The organism is Alkaliphilus metalliredigens QYMF, from assembly GCF_000016985.1.
Classification (GTDB): Bacteria; Bacillota; Clostridia; order Peptostreptococcales; family Natronincolaceae; genus Alkaliphilus_A; species Alkaliphilus_A metalliredigens.
Genome location: NC_009633.1, coordinates 3,515,681 through 3,535,198, shown reverse-complemented (window position 1 = coordinate 3,535,198; position 19,518 = coordinate 3,515,681). Strand labels below are relative to the sequence as shown.

General features: G+C 38.7%; 18 protein-coding genes and 1 other annotated feature. Of the genes, 10 read left to right on the top strand and 8 right to left on the bottom strand.

Annotated elements, in window-relative coordinates; translation table 11 throughout:
* Positions 1–128: 128 nt before the first annotated feature.
* Positions 129–1,937, top strand: coding sequence for a flavocytochrome c (locus AMET_RS17005; RefSeq protein WP_012064551.1), 1,809 nt, complete (start codon positions 129–131; stop codon positions 1,935–1,937).
* A 93-nt stretch (positions 1,938–2,030) separates the two neighbouring features.
* Here AMET_RS17005 and AMET_RS17000 read toward each other — a convergent pair whose 3' ends face one another.
* On the bottom strand, positions 2,031–3,011 hold the full coding sequence (locus AMET_RS17000) for a tocopherol cyclase family protein (RefSeq protein ID WP_012064550.1): 981 nt from the start codon (positions 3,009–3,011) through the stop codon (positions 2,031–2,033).
* A 224-nt stretch (positions 3,012–3,235) separates the two neighbouring features.
* Positions 3,236–3,487: a binding site (T-box leader), on the top strand.
* Positions 3,488–3,555: 68 nt separating this feature from the next.
* On the opposite strand from AMET_RS17000, the gene AMET_RS16995 reads away from it, so the two are divergent.
* From AMET_RS16995 to AMET_RS16975, 5 genes are all read left to right on the top strand, one after another.
* Positions 3,556–5,097 carry a 2-isopropylmalate synthase gene (locus tag AMET_RS16995; RefSeq protein ID WP_012064549.1) on the top strand — a complete coding sequence of 514 codons (1,542 nt, stop codon included), beginning with the start codon at positions 3,556–3,558 and terminating at the stop codon, positions 5,095–5,097.
* Between the two features lie 30 nt (positions 5,098–5,127).
* Positions 5,128–6,390, top strand: a complete 1,263-nt coding sequence (leuC, locus tag AMET_RS16990) for a 3-isopropylmalate dehydratase large subunit (RefSeq protein ID WP_012064548.1) — start codon at positions 5,128–5,130, stop codon at positions 6,388–6,390.
* Positions 6,391–6,405: 15 nt separating this feature from the next.
* On the top strand, positions 6,406–6,921 hold the full coding sequence (leuD, locus tag AMET_RS16985; RefSeq protein WP_012064547.1) for a 3-isopropylmalate dehydratase small subunit: 516 nt from the start codon (positions 6,406–6,408) through the stop codon (positions 6,919–6,921).
* Position 6,922: 1 nt separating this feature from the next.
* A complete protein-coding gene (gene leuB, locus AMET_RS16980) occupies positions 6,923–8,008 on the top strand; it encodes a 3-isopropylmalate dehydrogenase (protein WP_012064546.1) in 1,086 nt (361 codons plus the stop codon).
* Between the two features lie 283 nt (positions 8,009–8,291).
* Entirely contained in the window at positions 8,292–9,149 is an 858-nt protein-coding gene (locus AMET_RS16975) for a DegV family protein (RefSeq protein WP_012064545.1), read from the top strand.
* Positions 9,150–9,204: 55 nt separating this feature from the next.
* Here AMET_RS16975 and AMET_RS16970 read toward each other — a convergent pair whose 3' ends face one another.
* The 7 genes from AMET_RS16970 to AMET_RS16940 form a co-directional block, all read right to left on the bottom strand.
* Complete coding sequence (locus AMET_RS16970; protein WP_012064544.1) at positions 9,205–9,738, bottom strand: hypothetical protein; 534 nt, start codon at positions 9,736–9,738, stop codon at positions 9,205–9,207.
* Positions 9,739–9,774: 36 nt separating this feature from the next.
* Complete coding sequence (locus AMET_RS16965) at positions 9,775–10,890, bottom strand: glycosyltransferase family 4 protein (protein WP_012064543.1); 1,116 nt, start codon at positions 10,888–10,890, stop codon at positions 9,775–9,777.
* Between the two features lie 115 nt (positions 10,891–11,005).
* The gene (locus AMET_RS16960) at positions 11,006–11,467 is read right to left on the bottom strand and encodes a hypothetical protein (RefSeq protein ID WP_012064542.1); all 462 of its coding nucleotides are present in this window, start codon (positions 11,465–11,467) and stop codon (positions 11,006–11,008) included.
* Between the two features lie 103 nt (positions 11,468–11,570).
* Complete coding sequence (locus AMET_RS16955) at positions 11,571–12,266, bottom strand: glycosyltransferase (RefSeq protein ID WP_012064541.1); 696 nt, start codon at positions 12,264–12,266, stop codon at positions 11,571–11,573.
* Between the two features lie 220 nt (positions 12,267–12,486).
* Complete coding sequence (locus AMET_RS16950) at positions 12,487–13,392, bottom strand: hypothetical protein (protein WP_012064540.1); 906 nt, start codon at positions 13,390–13,392, stop codon at positions 12,487–12,489.
* 39 nt (positions 13,393–13,431) lie between these two features.
* Positions 13,432–14,463 carry a YheC/YheD family endospore coat-associated protein gene (locus AMET_RS16945; RefSeq protein WP_012064539.1) on the bottom strand — a complete coding sequence of 344 codons (1,032 nt, stop codon included), beginning with the start codon at positions 14,461–14,463 and terminating at the stop codon, positions 13,432–13,434.
* Between the two features lie 81 nt (positions 14,464–14,544).
* On the bottom strand, positions 14,545–14,760 hold the full coding sequence (locus AMET_RS16940; RefSeq protein ID WP_012064538.1) for a hypothetical protein: 216 nt from the start codon (positions 14,758–14,760) through the stop codon (positions 14,545–14,547).
* A 494-nt stretch (positions 14,761–15,254) separates the two neighbouring features.
* Here AMET_RS16940 and AMET_RS16935 point away from each other — a divergent pair, with 494 nt between their 5' ends.
* The 4 genes from AMET_RS16935 to AMET_RS16920 all read left to right on the top strand — a co-directional run bounded on the left by AMET_RS16935 (position 15,255) and on the right by AMET_RS16920 (position 19,502).
* Positions 15,255–16,625, top strand: coding sequence for a YheC/YheD family endospore coat-associated protein (locus tag AMET_RS16935; protein WP_012064537.1), 1,371 nt, complete (start codon positions 15,255–15,257; stop codon positions 16,623–16,625).
* 195 nt (positions 16,626–16,820) lie between these two features.
* Positions 16,821–17,402: an acyltransferase gene (locus AMET_RS16930; RefSeq protein WP_012064536.1), complete on the top strand. Its 582-nt coding sequence runs from the start codon at positions 16,821–16,823 to the stop codon at positions 17,400–17,402.
* 2 nt (positions 17,403–17,404) lie between these two features.
* Complete coding sequence (locus tag AMET_RS16925) at positions 17,405–18,415, top strand: Gfo/Idh/MocA family protein (RefSeq protein WP_012064535.1); 1,011 nt, start codon at positions 17,405–17,407, stop codon at positions 18,413–18,415.
* 85 nt (positions 18,416–18,500) lie between these two features.
* The gene (locus tag AMET_RS16920) at positions 18,501–19,502 is read left to right on the top strand and encodes a CgeB family protein (protein ID WP_012064534.1); all 1,002 of its coding nucleotides are present in this window, start codon (positions 18,501–18,503) and stop codon (positions 19,500–19,502) included.
* Positions 19,503–19,518: the final 16 nt, after the last annotated feature.

Sequence of the window (19,518 nt, the reverse complement as noted above, 5' to 3'; positions counted from 1 at the left end):
CATTGATGTAAGTAAATTTGTGGTATTGAAAAGAAGTTCCATGATGAATTGAAAGTAGCAAATAAGTAAAAAAGTCCTTAAAAAATTGTTTAAGTAGTACTTAAAAATGGATAATGGAGGGATTATTGATGAAGCAAAAAGCATTATTGAAAAAAGTGGTATTTATGAGCCTGTGTGTTGTACTGGCGATCCTGATGGTCGGTTGCCAATCTGGACCTACCACTGAGACTACAGTAGAAGAAGCATTATTTCAAGCCGGGACATACACAGGTGTTGCACCAGGACATAATGGAGACATCACAGTGGAAGTGACTGTTGATGAAAACGAAATTCAGAGTGTGAACATTTTAGAGCATAATGAAAGTCAAGGAATAGCAGATCCAGCAATAGATCGAATTCCAAACGCCATCGTTGATGGACAGACATTAGCCGTAGATGCTATTTCTGGGGCAACAATTACAAGTGATGCAATTATTGCAGCGGTTATTAATGCCCTTGAGCAGGCAGGTGCAGATATTGATGCACTAAGTGTTAAAGGTGAGAATGTAAGGGTTGTAGGTGAAACTGTTGAATATACAACTGATGTTGTTATTATAGGTGGTGGTGGTGCCGGTTTAGCAGCGGCTGTTTCAGCCCATCAAAATGGTGCCCAAATAATCGTCCTTGAAAAAATGCCGAGATTAGGAGGAAATACAATTCTTGCTGGTGGTGCATTAAATGCTGCGGGTTCGCCAAGACAGGTTGCCCAAGGAATTGAAGATTCAGTTGAAAAACATTTTACACAAACATATGAGGGTGGGGATGAACTAGGAAATACCGATCTAATTCAAACTCTTGTTGAGAATGCATATCCAGCCGTTGAATGGCTAGAGAGCTTAGGTATGAATTTTAATGATGAAGTATTTACTGTATTAGGTGGACTGTGGCCAAGGGCTCATAAACCCTCTACACCTCTAGGAACTGGATTTATCGATACTTATCAAAATTATATTAATGCCAATGAAGGTATTGAGATTTTACTTGATACTGAAGCAATAGAATTATTAGTTGAAGATGGACGAGTCGTTGGTGTTAAAGCAGTTGGGTTAAGTGGAGATGTGATTGTACATGCTAACAATGGCGTGATTATGGCAGCTGGTGGTTTTGGTGCCAATACTGAGATGATAGAAAAATATAACCAAAGCTGGCCTTCCCTTGCAAATGTGAAGTCCACTAATCACCCAGGGGCAACAGGAGATGGTCTAGCAATAGCTGAAGCTGTTGGAGCCAGTCTGATTGGGTTAGAACATCTTCAATTGCTTCCATTGGGAGATCCTAATACGGGAAGTCTGAGTGGAAATATTGAGCAAGGTGTTGAAAATCGAATCTTTGTCAATAAATCTGGTAATCGTTTTGTTGACGAAGGAGCTCGACGAGATGTGATGACAAAAGCACTGCTTGAGGAAGAAGATGCCTTCTTATGGGTGGTTCTTGATCAGAAAAACTATCCAACACCAGAAACAACAAATAACTTTAATGAAACAATAGAAGAGTTAATTGCCCAAGATCGAGCCTTTAAAGGTGATACCCTTGAAGAACTAGCTGGGAAAATTGGAGTCAATCCAGATAATTTAGTGAAAGCAGTAGAGGAGTTCAACAAAGTAGTAGAAGCAGGTGGATCAGACGAATTTGGTAGAACATTGTTTGATACGAAGATCGATACTGCACCATTTTATGCTGGTGCACGGGTACCCACCGTTCATCATACCATGGGTGGAATCGAAATCAATACAAATGCTGAGGCTCTTGACGTAAATGGAAATGTGATTCCTGGTTTATATGCAGCCGGTGAAGTAACAGGAGGAATCCATGGTTCTAACCGTTTAGGTGGCAACGCTTTAGCTGACATCGCAGTTTATGGAAGAATTGCTGGCGAAAACGCTGCAAAGAATAAATAGTTAACTTCCCCCTAAATAATAATAGATAAAAATGGCTACGCTCTTAAAAGAGTGTAGCCGTTTTGTTTTGGTTAACTAATGGAATCAATTTATTTAACACAGAAACAGAATAGACAAATCCCCTACCATTTCCAATCCAGTATTGACACCCTCCCCTTGAAAGATGACTGTTCCTTTGGGATCTGTCAACAAAACCTGTACTTGAGCAGTGATACTTTCTAATATTTCACGATTCATAAGTCCTTTTTGGGGGGCCTTTAGCATACTGGACTTACTTGAGATAGCTGTGATTACTAGTCGGTGATGCTTGTCCTGTAAAATAACTTCGATTCCTTGGTCTGTTACAACCAAGCTGATAAGCTTAGCTCCAGTATAGGTGGCAAATCGGTAAAAGGTTTCTCCGATTCTTAAAAAAGAAATATGTCCAATAAAATGCTTTCCTAGCCATGGGATTTTCGCTATGGAAAACATAATAGACACGTCTTCTCTGGAAAAGTGATTGGATTGAAGCCAAATGTAGGCTTCGGGGAAGGATTGACCCCAGTCCTTTTCGATATAGCCATAACCATGATCAAAGTTGAGCTTTTGATCTCCCACAGTTAAACTCCCCATGGTATCATGATGGATGTTAACAATGCCATGATAGCACTCCATAGAGGGAATAAATGAGAAGGGACCCATAATCCCTGGATTGATGAGGGTACTTGGAAAAGGGACTATATTCGAGAAATGAAGTTCGCCCTCAACCTTAGTCTCTTTATTTTCTAGACTTAGGATCATTCGATCCCTACTGAAAGCATTCTGGCCAATGCGCACTTCAAATTTATTTTGAGAGAATTTAAAAGCATCAGAGGGGTAGGGAAAATAATGGGATTGACAGGCTATTCCATCTAAAACCTGTATAAAGGCATGGGCATCCTGAGGAGTTGATCCATAGGAAATACCGGGAATCACACCAAAAACTTGATCTTGATGAGCGTTAATTAGTTTGAAGTACCAGCCTTCAAAATAGTTTCGCTTTTTATATTTCCCTTGAAAAATCTCAGGCTTCCAAATTTTATTTACGCCATACATATGATTGCACTCCTCAGTGTGACTGGATTTTAAATCGGAAAATATAATTGCATTATATTTTTTACCACTAAAAGAGAAAATATAAATAAAGGATTAAATTAATGGAAACAGTAAAATTTACTAAGAGATTAACAGAAAATAAAAATAATTCTAAATTTACTATTGACGTATGGGAAGTTATCTGTTAATATTGAAAACAATATAAAAAACATATAAAAAACAAATCAAATGTGATTAGGGAGACTAGTGTTTTACAAAGCAGTTTCAGAGAGTCGGTGGGTGGTGCGAACCGATACTGTAGTAGAATGCAACTCACTCCTTAGCAGTTACCTGGAAAGACGTTGGTTCAACGTGTGATTATAGGTAAACGGGAAGTCCCGTTATAGACGATGGGTTTGATAGAACCTAGATGAGAGGTTTCTTATTGATAGAAACAATTAGGGTGGTAACGCGTGGAATTAATCCTCGTCCCTGCAAAGGCAACATTTTGCAGAGGCGGGGTTTTTTATATTGTACAAAAAGAGTAGAGGGAGGAATGGTCAATATGGAAACAACAAGACAAATTAAAATTTTTGATACCACATTAAGGGATGGAGAGCAATCTCCAGGGTGTAGTATGAATCTCGGAGAAAAGCTAGAGGTGGCTATGCAATTAGAGAAGATGAAAGTGGATGTGATTGAAGCTGGATTTGCCATTGCTTCCCCAGGAGACTTTAATGCAGTGAAGGAAATTGCTAAAATAGTCAAAAATGCCACTGTTGCTAGTCTTGCAAGGGCTTTACCAAAGGATATAGATAGAGCCTATGAAGCAGTAAAGTATGCTGAAAATCCAAGAATCCATACATTTATTGCCACTTCAGATATACACATGAAGTATAAGCTAAAGAGCACAGAGGAAGAGGTATTAGCACAGGCGGTTGCCATGGTAAAGCGGGCAAAGGGTTATTGTAATGATGTTGAGTTTTCAGCAGAGGATGCTTCTAGAAGTCGAACTGAGTTTTTATATCGAATATTTGAGGCTGTGATTAAAGCTGGGGCAACGGTCATTAATGTACCTGACACTGTGGGATACACAACTCCAGATGAGTATTATAGATTGATAAAAGGAATCAAGGAAAATGTAGCCAACATCCATCGAGCTGAAATTTCAGTTCATTGTCACAATGACCTAGGCATGGCGGTGGCCAACACCTTAGCTGCAGCAGCTGCGGGAGCAACCCAGCTAGAATGTACCATTAATGGAATTGGTGAACGAGCAGGAAATGCGGCTTTAGAGGAGATTGTCATGGGGATTAATACCCGGAAGGATCTTTATGGAATGTACACAAATATTGACACAGGCCAAATCTATGCGGCCAGTCGATTAACAAGTAAAGTGACTGGGATGAAGGTTCAGCATAATAAAGCCATTGTAGGTGAAAATGCCTTTGCCCATGAGTCGGGAATTCACCAGCATGGGATGTTAGCCAACAAAAGTACCTATGAAATCATGACACCGGAGTCAATTGGTTTATCAAAAAACCAATTAGTCCTTGGGAAACACTCTGGTAGCCATGCCCTAGAGGATCGCCTAAAGGAATTAGGATATGAAATCTCAAAAGAAAAATTAAATGAAGTATTTAAGGAATTTAAGATCCTAGCCGATAGAAAGAAAGTCATTTATGACCGAGATTTAGAGGCATTGGTGCAAGATCAAAAACAAAACTTTGAAGAAATTTACCAACTAAAAGAATTTGTCATTAACTGTGGGAATATAATTACCTCTACGGCAAATATCAAATTAATCAAGGATGGTAAAGAACTTGAAGAGGTTGCCAAGGGATTTGGACCTATAGATGCAGCATTTAAGGCAATTGACAATATCGTTGGAGGAGACTTTAAACTTGAAGATTACTCTGTTGAATCGGTGACAGAGGGAGAAGATGCCCTGGGAGAAGCTGTGGTGAAAATAAAGCGAAACAATGAAATATACAATGGCAGAGGATTGAGTACAGATGTTGTGGAAGCGAGTATTAAAGCCTATATCAACGCCATTAATAAAATGATGAGTGAAAATATACCACAGGGCCAACAGGCGGCGATGTAATAAAGAAGAGAGTATGAGGAGGATGAAAAAATGGGAATGACGATGACGCAAAAAATTCTAGCGGCTCATGCAGGCTTGGATACAGTAGAGGTGGGACAGTTAATCCAAGTGGATCTTGATCTAGTCCTTGGCAACGACATTACCACACCGGTGGCTATGGAAGAGTTTTACAAGATCGGAGTTAATCAGGTTTTCGATAAGAAAAAAATAGCCATTGTACCAGATCATTTTACACCCAATAAGGATATTAAAACTGCGGAGAACTGTAAACTGATTCGTGAGTTTGTAGATGAGATGGAGATAGAAAACTATTTTGAAATCGGGCAGATGGGAATAGAGCATGCTCTGATCCCGGAAAAAGGGCTGGTGGTTCCAGGGGATGTGGGCATTGGAGCGGATTCCCATACCTGTACCTATGGCGCCCTAGGGGCCTTTTCAACAGGAATTGGAAGCACGGATATGGCAGCGGGAATGGCCATGGGGAAATGTTGGTTTAAGGTACCTGGTGCCCTGAAATTTATATTAAAGGGTAAACCTCAAGAGTGGGTCAGCGGAAAGGATATCATTCTTCATATCATTGGAACAATTGGTGTGGATGGAGCCCTATACAAATCCATGGAATTTGTGGGGGAGGGCATAAAACACCTGACCATGGATGATCGTTTTACCATGGCAAATATGGCCATTGAAGCAGGGGGGAAGAATGGTATTTTCCCAGTGGATGAGCTAACCCTGGAGTATGTAAGGGTTCATTCCAAAAGACCCTATACTGTGTATAGAGCAGATGAAGATGCAGTCTATGAAGAAACCTATGAAATCGACTTAAGTCGTTTATTACCAACGGTGGCTTTCCCACATATACCTGACAATATCCGTACCATTGACGAGGTGGGAGATGTGAAAATTGACCAAGTTGTGATTGGATCCTGTACAAATGGTCGGATTCAAGACCTTCGAATGGCAGCAAAGGTAATGGAGGGAAAGCAGGTTGCAAAGGGTGTTCGAGTCATTGTTTTCCCTGCTACCCAGAAGATATACCTTGATGCAATGAAGGAAGGGCTACTGGAAACATTTATAAAAGCAGGGGCAGTGGTAAGTACACCTACCTGTGGTCCTTGCCTTGGAGGACATATGGGTGTGTTGGCAAAGGGTGAAAGAGCCATTGCAACCACAAATCGAAACTTTGTAGGGAGAATGGGACATCCAGAATCAGAGGTCTATTTAGCTAGTCCCGCAGTGGCAGCGGCCTCTGCAATCACTGGAAAAATTACGAATCCCAAGGATATCGTGTAAATGGAGGATGGTGAGATGATGAAAACAAATGGACGGGTTTTTAAATATGGAAGTAATGTGGATACTGATGTCATTATCCCTGCAAGATACTTAAGTACATTTGACCCTGGTGAACTAGCAAAGCACTGCATGGAGGATTTAGATTCAACATTTTCCAGTCAGGTGAAAAGTGGAGACATCATCGTTGGAGAGAAAAATTTCGGATGTGGTTCTTCACGAGAGCATGCCCCCTTGGCCATTAAAGCATCGGGGATCTCCTGTGTCATTGCCAGTAGCTTCGCAAGAATATTTTATCGAAATGCAATAAATATTGGACTGCCGATTTTAGAGTGTCCAGAGGCTGTTGAGAAAATTGAAAATGGTGACGTCATTGAGATCAACTTCAAAAAAGGTATCATTCATAATATGACAAAAACGGAATTCTATGAAGCCCAGCCCTTTCCTGAATTTATACAAAAAATCATGGAATCCGATGGATTGATCAAATATATTGCTAAAGGCTTAGCACAACAAAAGAGTGGAGGGGAGTAGCATGGCCTATCAAATTACATTAATACCAGGGGATGGAATCGGACCTGAGGTAATTAAGGAAGCTGTGAGGGTATTGGAGACTGTGGGTGACACTTTTGGACATCAGTTTGACTTTGAAGAAGTGTTGGTAGGGGGATGCGCCTATGATGCCACCGGTGAGCCCCTACCAAGGGAATCCCTTGATAGCTGTCAAAAAAGTGATGCAGTACTTCTAGGAGCAGTGGGGGGAGAAAAATGGGATGGACTCCCAGGACATCAACGTCCTGAAGCAGCTTTACTGGGTTTAAGGAAGGGGCTAGGACTTTATGCCAATCTTCGTCCTGCTATATTACATGAGTCCTTAAAAAATGCATGTCCCCTAAGGTCTGACATTGTTGGAGAGGGTATTGACATTTGTATCGTACGGGAGCTTATGGGAGGCATTTATTTTGGAGAAAAAGGACGTCGAACAAATAATGATGATATGGGTGAGGAGGCCTTTGATGTAGAAGCCTATAGTGTGGGTGAAGTAGAGCGTATTGGACGACTGGCCTTTGAAATGGCATTAAAAAGAGATAGAAAAGTAACCAGTGTTGATAAGGCCAATGTACTAGAAAGCTCTAGGCTATGGCGTTCTGTTATGATAGAAATCGCAAAGGACTACCCAGAGGTGACTCTAGAGCATATGTATGTAGACAATGCTGCCATGCAGCTCATTCGAAATCCGAGACAGTTTGATGTTTTAGTAACGACTAACATGTTTGGGGATATTCTCTCTGACGAAGCCAGTATGATCACGGGATCCATCGGAATGCTACCTTCGGCTAGTTTAGGGGAAGGAAAGTTTGGTATGTATGAACCCATTCATGGATCTGCTCCGGACATCGCTGGTCAGGATAAAGCCAATCCCATAGCCACTATTTTATCAGCAGCAATGATGCTCAGAATTTCCTTTGATTTAGAAAATGAAGCCAAGGAAATCGAGGAAGCGGTTACAAGGGTTCTTGAGGGTGGGTATCGGACTCCAGACATTATGAGTGATGGATGTAAGTTAGTTGGGACAGCAGAAATGGGAAACCTAATTATACAAGCGATGTCGTTTGAATAAATTTATAAAGGGTATTGGTATGATTATCATATCTAAACTGATATGAAAAAAATCCAGACAAGAACTTTGATTTACAATATATAGAGACAAGATGAAGATGGTAAAAAGGCTATTAAGATAATTGGAAAAAGAAGAGCAAAAACACCCCACAGAGTTGACATTTAAAAGGTCTAAACTGAGGGGTGTTTTCACGTTGTTGCTAGATTTTGAGCGTTGGTATATTATATATATTGAGATCAGAAAAATTGCTACAATAGAAATCAATCGTTGGGGGGATATATATATGACTGTTAAAATTTTGACTGACAGTACAAGTTACATAAGTGAGTCTATAAAAGATGAGCTAGCCATAAGGGTTGTATCCTTAAGGGTCGCATTTTCAGAGCATACTTTTAAAGAAACAGAGATAGATAATGAGCGCTTCTATAAAATGATGGCAGAGCAAGGGATTCCTAAATCATCGCAACCCCCTATGGGGGAGTTATGCCATGAGATGGAAAATGTGGTTAAGGAAGGGGACGAATTGATATGTCTCTTTTTATCTTCAGAGATGAGTGGCACATATGCTACGGCTCATATGGCCAAGGACATGGTTTTACAGAGTTATCCCAATGCCAATATAGAAATTTTAGATTCTAGGTCAAATTGTATGCAACTAGGATTTGCTGTCATAGAAGCAGCAAGGGCTGCTAAGGAAAACAAAACATTGGAAGAAGTGAAAAAAGCAGCTGAGGACAATATGAAAAAAAGTAGGTTTTTATTTATACCCGATAACCTAAAATACTTAGAGCAGGGTGGGCGAATTGGCCGTGCAAATGCCATTATTGGAAACTTATTTAAAATCATTCCGATTTTAACTGTAGAAGATGGGATGACAACGATCTTTAAAAAAGTCAGGACAAAGAAAAAGGCTACCTCGACCATCATCGGTCAGGTGCTCAAAGACATTGAGGACTTTGGTGTAGGAGAAATTGTGGTTCATCATATTAATTGTGCAGATGAAGCTAAAAATGTAGCCACTGAAATAAGAAAAGTGGTAGATGTTGAGATTATGATACAGGATATAGGCCCTGTGATTGGGTTACATGTAGGACCTGGTGCAATAGGGGTGGCTTATTACACAAAAAAGGAGCCATTGTAGATGACTCCAGACTGTTGAATAATTTTCGTATTTTTGATTAAAAAACATGATCTTCTTAGATTTTGGAGTGGATACATTCTATATTGAGTTTCACTTCAAGAAGACCAGAAGAATGTTTAACAAAAGTTCGTTGATAGCGAGAACATGACCTTTGACTAATTGTAAAAAGGTTTTCAAAAAAATCTGTATATTTTACGACCACATTATATTGGTATATCGCGATCGCTAAATCCCAGTCATTAGACTCACAGGGGTTTAGTTTTTCTTTTAGCGTGATATTGTCTATAGTACATGAAATGATTTTCTTAGGTATGTGGGGTAGACTTATGGTAAGCATATTTTCGTCAATTTGATAACGAGAATCTAACACCAAATCAGTATTAATACACTGGATATGCGTAGGATTTGACTCAATAGATAACTCCTCAGCGAGAGACAGGGGAAAGCTAGGAACTAACAGTGACACCCCTTGTAAAATAGTAAATACAATACATTCTTGTACGATAATAAGCACATCATGTACTGGAGCCAATGGTCCAATGCGAAAGTTGTTATTTTTATTGGAAATACTTGGAGATGTAAAAGGCATAGTAGATAACCTCTCTAATAAAAGAATGTTAAAAAGTCATCGGAAGACTGTAGACATGACATTTGTCCAACGTTCCTCCCATATTTCTTTGCTAAAACTCATGGCTATTTCTCTTCCTCGTTTACCCATTTGATTTCTTTTCTTCTTATCTTTGACCAGTTCTTCAATAGCTGTTACTAAATTTTCTACTGAGGGTTTGATAAGATAGCCATTATACCCATGCAAAACAATATCAGATAAACCACCTGCCAGTCCAGCAATGACAGGCTTACCACAGGCCATAGCTTCTAAAGCAGCTAAGCTTGTTCCTTCTGTGGAACGGGAAGGGACAAGGACAATATCTGCCTGCTGATAGATTTCAGGCATCATTTCAAAGGACTTCCAATAGTAAAAGCAGCGTTCTTGTGAAGTAGCCCATTGAGACATCAACATTTCTATATTGTCATCATGACCCCGACCGCAAAAATGAAATTCTATTTCAGGATAGCGTGCTGTAAGTATTTCAGCAGCCCTCATTGTTTCATTAATGCCCCGAACGGGTACCAATCGACGGGGAAAAAGAACGCGTACAGTATTATGGCTATTTTCAGTATGCTCCATAGGATAAAAAATCCCGGTATCTACGTAGTTAGGGAGATACTCCCATTTATGATAGAAGCTAGGCAAAGTAGTATTAAAATAGTTAATGGTATTGGTGTCCACTGAAATTAGTTTTTGAGGTCCAGCTAGGGCACCTCCCATACGTCTCAGCCATTCTTGTTGAATTTCCTGCCGACCTGTGGTTGTGTGAAACCCTGGAGAATCCCAATAGGCACCATGGCTGATGGCGATACTTTTCTCATGAGCGATAGGATAAGCTAAAGAGAGGATAAAATAGATTGAATAATCAAAGGACATAGAATTTTCATAAAAAGCCATATTGAGTTCAGGAAAGGTATTATATTCTGTTTTGTTTGTAGCAATACCATGAATTTTAACCCCATCAAACTCCTTGGTCCACTGATCACCTATTTGCCAAACCTCAACATGAAGACCCAGTTTTCTTAACAATCTACAGAGATCCACCTGATAGCGTTCCGCACCTCCCATAATAATTCTACTTCCTGTAGGATTAAAAAAGTTCGTTGTGAGTAAAGCTATTTTTTTTGTCATTTATGATAGCACACTCCTTAGTAAGTTAATCGTGTATTGTATAAGTATATTAATAGCCCAAAGAAAGCTGGGCTATTAATAAGATCCATCAGACTACAGTACTTAAAAAGAACCATTAACTTATAGGTGAAGCCTGTGAAACAAAAACTAAGTCCACACTAATTTCCATATCCTGAACTAAATTTCCAACATCTTGTGGCAGGCTAACGACAAATGTTATCTCTTCATTTGCAGTGGCATCTAAGAGACGTCCGGTTGCAGGCTGCTCATAAAGACCAGCCACAGAACCATTATAAATCTCGGCTGCTGCATCATCTTCAATCGCAATATTTAGACGATCAGCTAAAATTTGTGCCTGCACTGCGCTTGTATCTCCCTCAGCTTTCCAATCAGCAAAAATAAAGTAGTATGCATCTGCATCACCATCATTAGAAACTTCCAAAGACGGTGAACCAATGGATTCACCTGGAATCAAACTAGTTTCTGAAAACAAAGCATCTTCAGGACTTACTGTTATAGAGACATTAGCAGTACCAGCAGTATTGCCACTATTGGTAGTTGAAATGGTAAATGGCATTTTTATCCCCCCATGTTGATATTTTATTAAAAGAAATCCCCTGAAATATACTTTAGAGATCATTCTTTGGTATACTATATGATTACATTATTAAGATAGTTCCCTACCATTTTTCAAGTACTATTTTTTCTGGTGGATAAAGAATGCTTTCATAATGTTCTTTACTCATATATTTACAGGTAGGATCCTGACCCATTGTCCGTTGGTACTTGGCATGAACATTTGCTGGGTTGACCCATCCCAAGTGTTTGATTCTTAGGTGACTTTCATAAGAGGGTAACTTTCGATAAGCTAGGGGGATACGACCACAGTGAAATTTTAGTGAAGGCCAATCTGAGGGCAGTTGTGGTTGGTACTTTATCATGTAGATAGAAAACCCCCGTAACCACGGATTCCAAAGACCATCAGTTCGATAATATGCTTCGCTTTTCCAACAGTCGAAAAGACGAAAGCTTATGGCATTAAAATAATTTTGTTCTAATAAATGAGAGATCTCATTTGGATAACTTGTTTCAATAAATTCATCAGCATCAATAGCTAAAATCCACTGGGGATCCCTGGATGTAGTGTAATGCCATAGTTTTTGACGTAACTGGGCTTCATTGATAAGAAATTGTGAGGTGCTGTGACGATAAAGTTTTACCGTTGGGAAGCTGAGACAGATATCAGGCGTTTCATCAGTAGATCCATCATCTAAGATGATGATTTCATCTACATAGCTTTCTAAAGATTTAAGGCAACGATCTAAGAAAGCATCAGCCTCATTCCGCACAACCATCATGGCAGTTAGTTTTGGCATAGAGGTTCACCTACCTTTACTATATATAGGATACAATATTTTAATAGATTAAAACCATCGTTTATGAGTAATAGAGTAGGATAAGTGGTGAGAGAATTATCATCAGATTATTGTCGTAGTTTTATTATATACTTTTAATTCTATACGACAACTATCCTAACACATAGGGGGATTCCTAGGACTAAGGCGTCTGATATTTAGCATATAATTTGACTGCAAATTACCCATTACACGTAATGGGAGCCCAAATTGAAACATTATCAAAGTAAATACCTTCCTGATCTGCATCGCTACTTCCTTGAATTAAGAGAACATGTTGGATATCAGTACCAAATACACCCACATTGGCTTCCCATCCTTCGCCATCGTTATCGAAACGTATGCCGTCAATTTCAATATAATTATAGCGGTTATTGGCCACATCTAATTCATAACTAATACGATACCACTGGCCAAAAACTAAGGGTTCTGAGAAAAAAACTGGGGTGGGAGGACTACCAGAAAACAATACAGCCCGTAGTTCACCAGCTGGATCTGTGGTAAAAACAAATCTTCCTGCACGGGCACGGCCTATATTTACTTCGGCATGAATCCCAGGATTTAAGGATACTGTCTGAATTGTTCGGATATCAAAAGTAAGAATAAGTGGGGTTTCGAAGTCTAAACCTACAGGCGTACTATTAAACTCTCTACTAGCTTGGTCAATGGTCATGGATGGTGGACTGCCTGCTGCGAATGGGTTATCGAATCTAAGAAGCTGAAAACCAAATCTGTCAATAGGGGTGTTTGGACGGATGCTTTCGGCATCGATATTCACCACAAAGGCAAAGTTATCTGCTGCTCCAGCCCAGGGGCCATCATTTGCACCGGGACCTACGTCTCCTAATGGTTCATCCTCAAAATCATCGAAAAAAGGTTGGTCGATAGCGGATATAGGTAGAATCGTGATGGCACATACCATGCAACATAAAATGACTTGTACGCTATTGTTTTCTAAGAGTAACTCAATTGTATCTTCATTGGCTGAAATTAACGTACCCGTAAAACTGTCGCAGCGTGTTGCTACGGTTATATTATAGCCCAGACAATCATTTAATCGTTCTGGACATCTACAAGCTCTAGCCATTATAATACCTCCAATTTTAAGTTTTTAAAGAATAAACAGTTAGTTTTTTATTCGCGATAAAAATGTTGCATATTCTATGGGCGTGGAAAATACACGCTCCACTACTTTTTCATCATTTAATTGTGTAAACAAACTTTTCATTGGTTTGCCATTGACTTCAAGAATCCATGGCTTTTCCTCGTAATCCAGGCAAAGATCAATTCCTATTTCTCCCATGAGTCCCAGCTTTCCGTCTAGACATTTAGCAGTTTCTAAACTTATTTTAATAATTTGTTCTATCACATTTTCATAATTCATTCCGGCCTGTAGGAGTGTTTCTTCAACTGATTTTACGTCATGGGATACATTAGTGATGTAAAAATTTCTTACTGCGATTCTAGATAATGTACCTGTAACGCGCCATTGACCATATTTATTCTTTTGAACTAGGGTTCTGATATCAAAAATCCGTTGGTTGACATTAGCTATCTCTATTTTTTTTTGTAAAATATACTTTTTACAATCAATCAAACTATTTATTTTTTCCAAGAAGGCACTTGGGTCCTTAAATATTAGATGTGGCCTGGTTGTTTGTCTATAAAGATATAAATCACCATCGTCTTTCATTTCGATGCTATAAATATTTCTGCCCAAATTTCCATAACGGGGTTTTAAAATCATTTGTTGGTGTGATTGTAAGCTATCAATTAAATTGACTTCATTATAGAGAAAAGTATTAGGTAATTGATTCTTTAAACTTGAACCATTTAAAATGCCATAGACACACCATTTGTCGAGATGATTAAAAGTGTTGAACACTTTTTCTTGGCCAATTTGTTTTGAAATTTTTTTAATAACATTTCTGAGACTTTTATTATATAAACGGTTGTATACTGCATCTGGAAATGGAAATGTTCCTCGCTTCCACTGGTTGTTGTCTAGGAATAACCCTGAAATTGTCATGTTAGACCAGTTGATTGCACTCCGAGTAAAGCAGAATAAATTAACTTTGGATTGATTATATAAAAAGTATGAAGAGGGTCTTATTTTACTGTTGCCCACTAAAATCCCAATTAATGGTTTTCTTTTCATGATGGTTCCCCCTTGAAAAGCAAAATATTGCTGTCATGTACTTTATAAAGTCTAGACATTTTAGAATTAATATAGATAAGGTTATTCTTGTAAAACTGTAACGGCACATATGTGACAGCAAAGAATAATGATTATAGTAGGACCTAAGTTCGGATCAACACCGCTGAGTTCAAGATACTCGTCTGTAACTTCTTCTAGTGTACCTACTATCTCATTTTCACAAATGGTATTGACGACTACTTCCTGATTAATAAAATCAGCTATTCGCTCTGGACACTGGCAGAGTCTAATTCCCATTTTTGTTCCTCCTTTTATATTGTCTAACTTGCACTACAGTATATGCTAAGAACGCAACAGGTGCTATTAAATGAGATGATAGGGATCATAGCCGCTGGGAATACATTCTATATTGAGTTTCACTTCTAGAAGACCGGAAGAATGTTTAACAAAAGTTCGCCATAGCTAAATCCCAGTCATTAGACTCACAGGGATTTAGTTTTTTTTAGTGTGATACTGTCTATAGCACATTACATACCGGGCCCAATGGAAAAGCTTTATGCTCAAAATGGAATAGAGCATAACCCCAAACAGATAGCGGAATAGAGCCCCATACATTAAAAGTAACCTTGATTATGAAGTTGAATAATATGCTTATGAGAAATAGTTGTGACATTGATTACTAGCCATAGACAATCAAATCGTATTAATGCTTAAGATAGATTGTTATGGAAAGATTTTATGGACTCTAAACGTTATATTATTCTAATGAAATAAGTAGAGGGGACTTTAATATGACAAGAGATAATCAATTAATGAAAATCCATCAACGTTATGGACTTTTTACTTTGGGAGTTTTGAATCAAGAATCATATAAAACACTGCTTTTTCTTAACAATATCCAATTGAAAAATTTGAAGTTCACCCCTGGTGAAAATCTAATTTTACGAGTTGGTATGACAGAATTACAAGTAGAAGTGGCAACACAATATATTAATCCTTCAATGAATATGCTTTATCTATCAAGTAACGTATTGAAAGATCTGTACTATTACCAAGGAGAGCCTTTAAAGGCAATTTTCATTTCCAAAAACAAATTTGTTTTAGGGCCTTCCCTAGGACTAACGATATCTCATTATACATGGAAAAATATTGATAAGAGTCACGCTGTTAAGAAAAGAGCGCTATTAGCCTTAGAAAAAGGCATTCTGTTTTATTGTTTTATCCTCAATAGGGTAAACTGGGAAACGAATTTAGTTAAAGCATACTGTTTAGATCCAACCAACAATGAATGGGTAAAAAAAAGAATACCCCTTCCTCAGGTGATCCACGACAGGGGGTCTTATCCTGGACCCGAAACAGTAGAAAGTTTCAATCACAAAGGAAAGGCACATAATATTCAATGGATCAATACCACACGAACATTTGGTAAGTGGGAAACTTTTCAAGCTCTAAGTCTGTTTAGAAAAACGTCTCAATACCTACCAGAAACAGCTCTGCTTACTTCATCGAAACTGATGTCATTTTTAGAAAAATATAAGCACTGTTTTATAAAAAATAATTATGGCAGAGGTGGCCGTCAAGTTGTGCGTATAGAGAAGGGGGAAGGATTCTATATTTGCAAAACTGGTGGAAGTGAAGTTAAAAGTTGGGAATTTACTGATATGCAAAAACTACATTCATTTTTGCATATAAACTACGGAGCAAATCTTGTCTTACAACAGGGGATTTTTCTGGCTAAAATCCATCACTGTCCCTTTGATATGCGTATTTTAGTTCAAAAAAAACCTGATCGCCGTTGGGTTGTCTCGGGATTGAACTTTAGAATTGCCAAACCTGAGGCAATCGTAACTAACTTTTCTGCTGGTGCTAGGGATCTCTTTGTATCACCTGGTGAAGAACTATTTCATGCTGCTCTTTCCTGGGATATGTTAGAAAGCTTTAGTCTGAAGACAGTCTATGCTATGGAAAAATCTTTTGGTAGTTTAGGAGAGGTAGGTTTAGATGTGGCATTAGATAGAGATGGTAAACTGTGGTTACTTGAGGCGAATAGTAGACCCAGTAGCATAGCGTACAGGGAAGCAAGCCCTGAGGCTTGTGAGCAAATATATGGTTTGCCCTTAGAGTATGCTAGCTCCTTGGTAAAAGGAAATTATTATAATTGAAAAAATTTAAACTGATTCCCAAAAGGTGACTACCCATGAGGTGAGATGCTGTGACTTACATGGTGCTGTCTTATGAACTTAAGTAGCACTTTTGAGGTTAATTAGGACTATTGCAAAACTGCACACTTAAGACCCACCTCTCATAATATATGGATAGAAAGAGAGTAAATCAATGAGAAAGAAGGAGGGGACTTAATGTCTAAGTACTTTGTCCACGAATCTTCATTCATAGATCAGCCCTGCGAAATTGGGGAAAACACAAAAATTTGGCACTTTTCACATATAATGAGCAATGCAGTGATTGGTAAGGACTGTATTATTGCTCAGAACGTATTTATTGCATCGGGTGTTATTTTGGGGGATTATGTTAAAGTTCAAAACAATGTATCGATATATTTTGGTGTGATTTGTGAGGATGAGGTATTTCTTGGACCTTCAATGGTGTTTACCAATGTGATTAATCCTAGGAGTTTTATTGAAAGGAAAGATGAATTTAAACAAACAGTAGTGAAAAGAGGTGCATCAATTGGAGCAAATACTACGATCATTTGTGGAAACACCATCGGCAGATATACATTAGTTGGAGCTGGGTCAGTTGTGACTAAAGACACCCCGGATTTTAGCTTTGTGTATGGGGTGCCAGCAAAACAAACGGGGTGGGTTTGTAAATGCTCAGAAAAGCTGGTATTTGAGAATAAACTGGCCAGATGTACTTCTTGCGGATCTGAATATGAAATGACTGGTGATACAGTTGTGAAAGAAAGAGAGAGGTGTTAATCGTGGGTATCGGTCTTGTTGGTTGCGGCAGAATTTCTAAAAATCATTTTGAAGCCATTAGAAAAATACCTAATACCAAAATAGTAGGGTGCTGCGATATTATTGAGGAACGGGCTAGGGAGGCTGCAAACACCTATGATATTCCCTATTGGACCACCAATTATGAAGAATTGTTAAAACAAGAAGAGATCGATCTAATTAGTATTTGTACACCTTCGGGTTTACATCCAGAACATGGAATCATGGCAGCCAACCATGGAAAACATGTTCTAACGGAAAAACCCATGGGGGTCAAGCTAACTGATGCAGATAAACTAATTGAAGCTTGTGATGAAAATGGTGTTAGACTTTTTGTCGTATTGCAAAATCGCTTAAATCCTTCAATTCAGATGGTCAAGAAGGCCATTGATAATGGACGTTTCGGGAAACTCTATATGATTGTTGCCAATGTATTTTGGTCACGTCCCCAAGCATATTACGATCTGGCAGACTGGCGGGGAACCTGGGCTTTAGATGGAGGTGCGTTTTGCAACCAAGCTTCCCACTATGTAGACCTTGTTCAATGGTTTGGTGGGCCAGTCACATCGGTAATGGCTCAAACAGACACATTAGCAAGAAAGATAGAGGCTGAGGATACAGGGGCTGCTATGATTAAGTTTGATTCAGGATGCATTGCGACGATTAATGTTTCGATGCTGACCTACCCCAAGAATTTTGAAGGCTCAATCACAATTATAGGAGAAAAAGGGACTGTTCGTGTTGGTGGTATTGCGGTTAATGAAATACTATACTGGAAATTTAGTGATAAAGAAATAGAGTTGATTGTTAGTAGACCTGTTGCCCACACTGATTCGGTTTATGGTTTTGGTCATGATGCGTATTATGAAAATGTGATTAATGCCATTACAAAAGGAGAAAGTCCTTTAGTTGATGGTAGGGCTGGAAGAAAGTCTTTGGCATTGATTGAGGCCATCTATTTATCCAATCGAGATCAGAAGGCAGTGACCTTGTAACATTTTATCTAAGGAAAAATCATAAATAAATATAAAATAGGGTTACGTTTTTATCAAGAGAGACTCTTCTAAAGGAGAGAAATGTATGAAGACTTATAAAATTTTTTTTCTGGATCACCGGACATATTGTATAAACACACTAGGTGATTCATTAGCCCAAATGGGCCATGAAATAATGTATCAGTCCTCATGGGTACCTGAAGAGATAGAAGCGGGGATTTCATATTTCAAGCCAGATATCCTCATTACCGTAGGCTATAATCGTAGGCTTTTTTCCCCTTTTGCAGATAAAATATCTGGATTATGTAAAAAGTACTGTTTGTTTCACCTGTATTGGGCCACAGAAGATCTTATTAATCACACAAGCTGGTCACTTCCATATGTAAAACGGACTAGACCTGATTTTGTGTGGACCATTCATCCAGATTGTATTAAAAAATATGAGAAACTAGGTATTCCTTCTAGTTATTTAAATTTTGCATTTAACCCCCGTATGTTTCCTGAAAAGAAAAAAAATGAAAAAGAGATATACGATATTTCTTTTGTTGGTGCCACACATCTTTTTAAAAAAACCTACCGTTTTGAAAGCCTTCGACACTTATTATTTCCTCTAGTTCAAATAGGGGAAAAGGCACATATTTGGGGCACAGGTTGGCGAAAGGATGAAGCATTGATAGCAAAGGAGTTTGGAAAAAAGATCCCCCGGGATTGGCTTCAAGGACATCTTTTGTATGGGAAGTCTGGCTCTATTTATCGCTCATCAAAGATTGTTTTAGGTGTACAGAATGCCATGGATCAGGTGACACAGCGTACATTTGAGATACTAGGTTCCGGTGCTTTTATGATTGCCAGTCGAACCCAAGCAATGACAGCACTTTTTAAAGATAAAAAAGAGGTTCTCCTGACCAGTTCCCCAGAAGAAACCATTGATTTGGTTCGATACTATCTCAATCGACCAGAATTAAGGCATGAAATAGGGGCCAATGCTCGGCGGAAAGTAATGGAGCAATACACTTATGAACAGCATATCAATAAAATTTGGCCAAAATTAGAGCGGATAATAGAACAAAAGCTAGGAAATATGTAACCAGAGGAGGGGATTA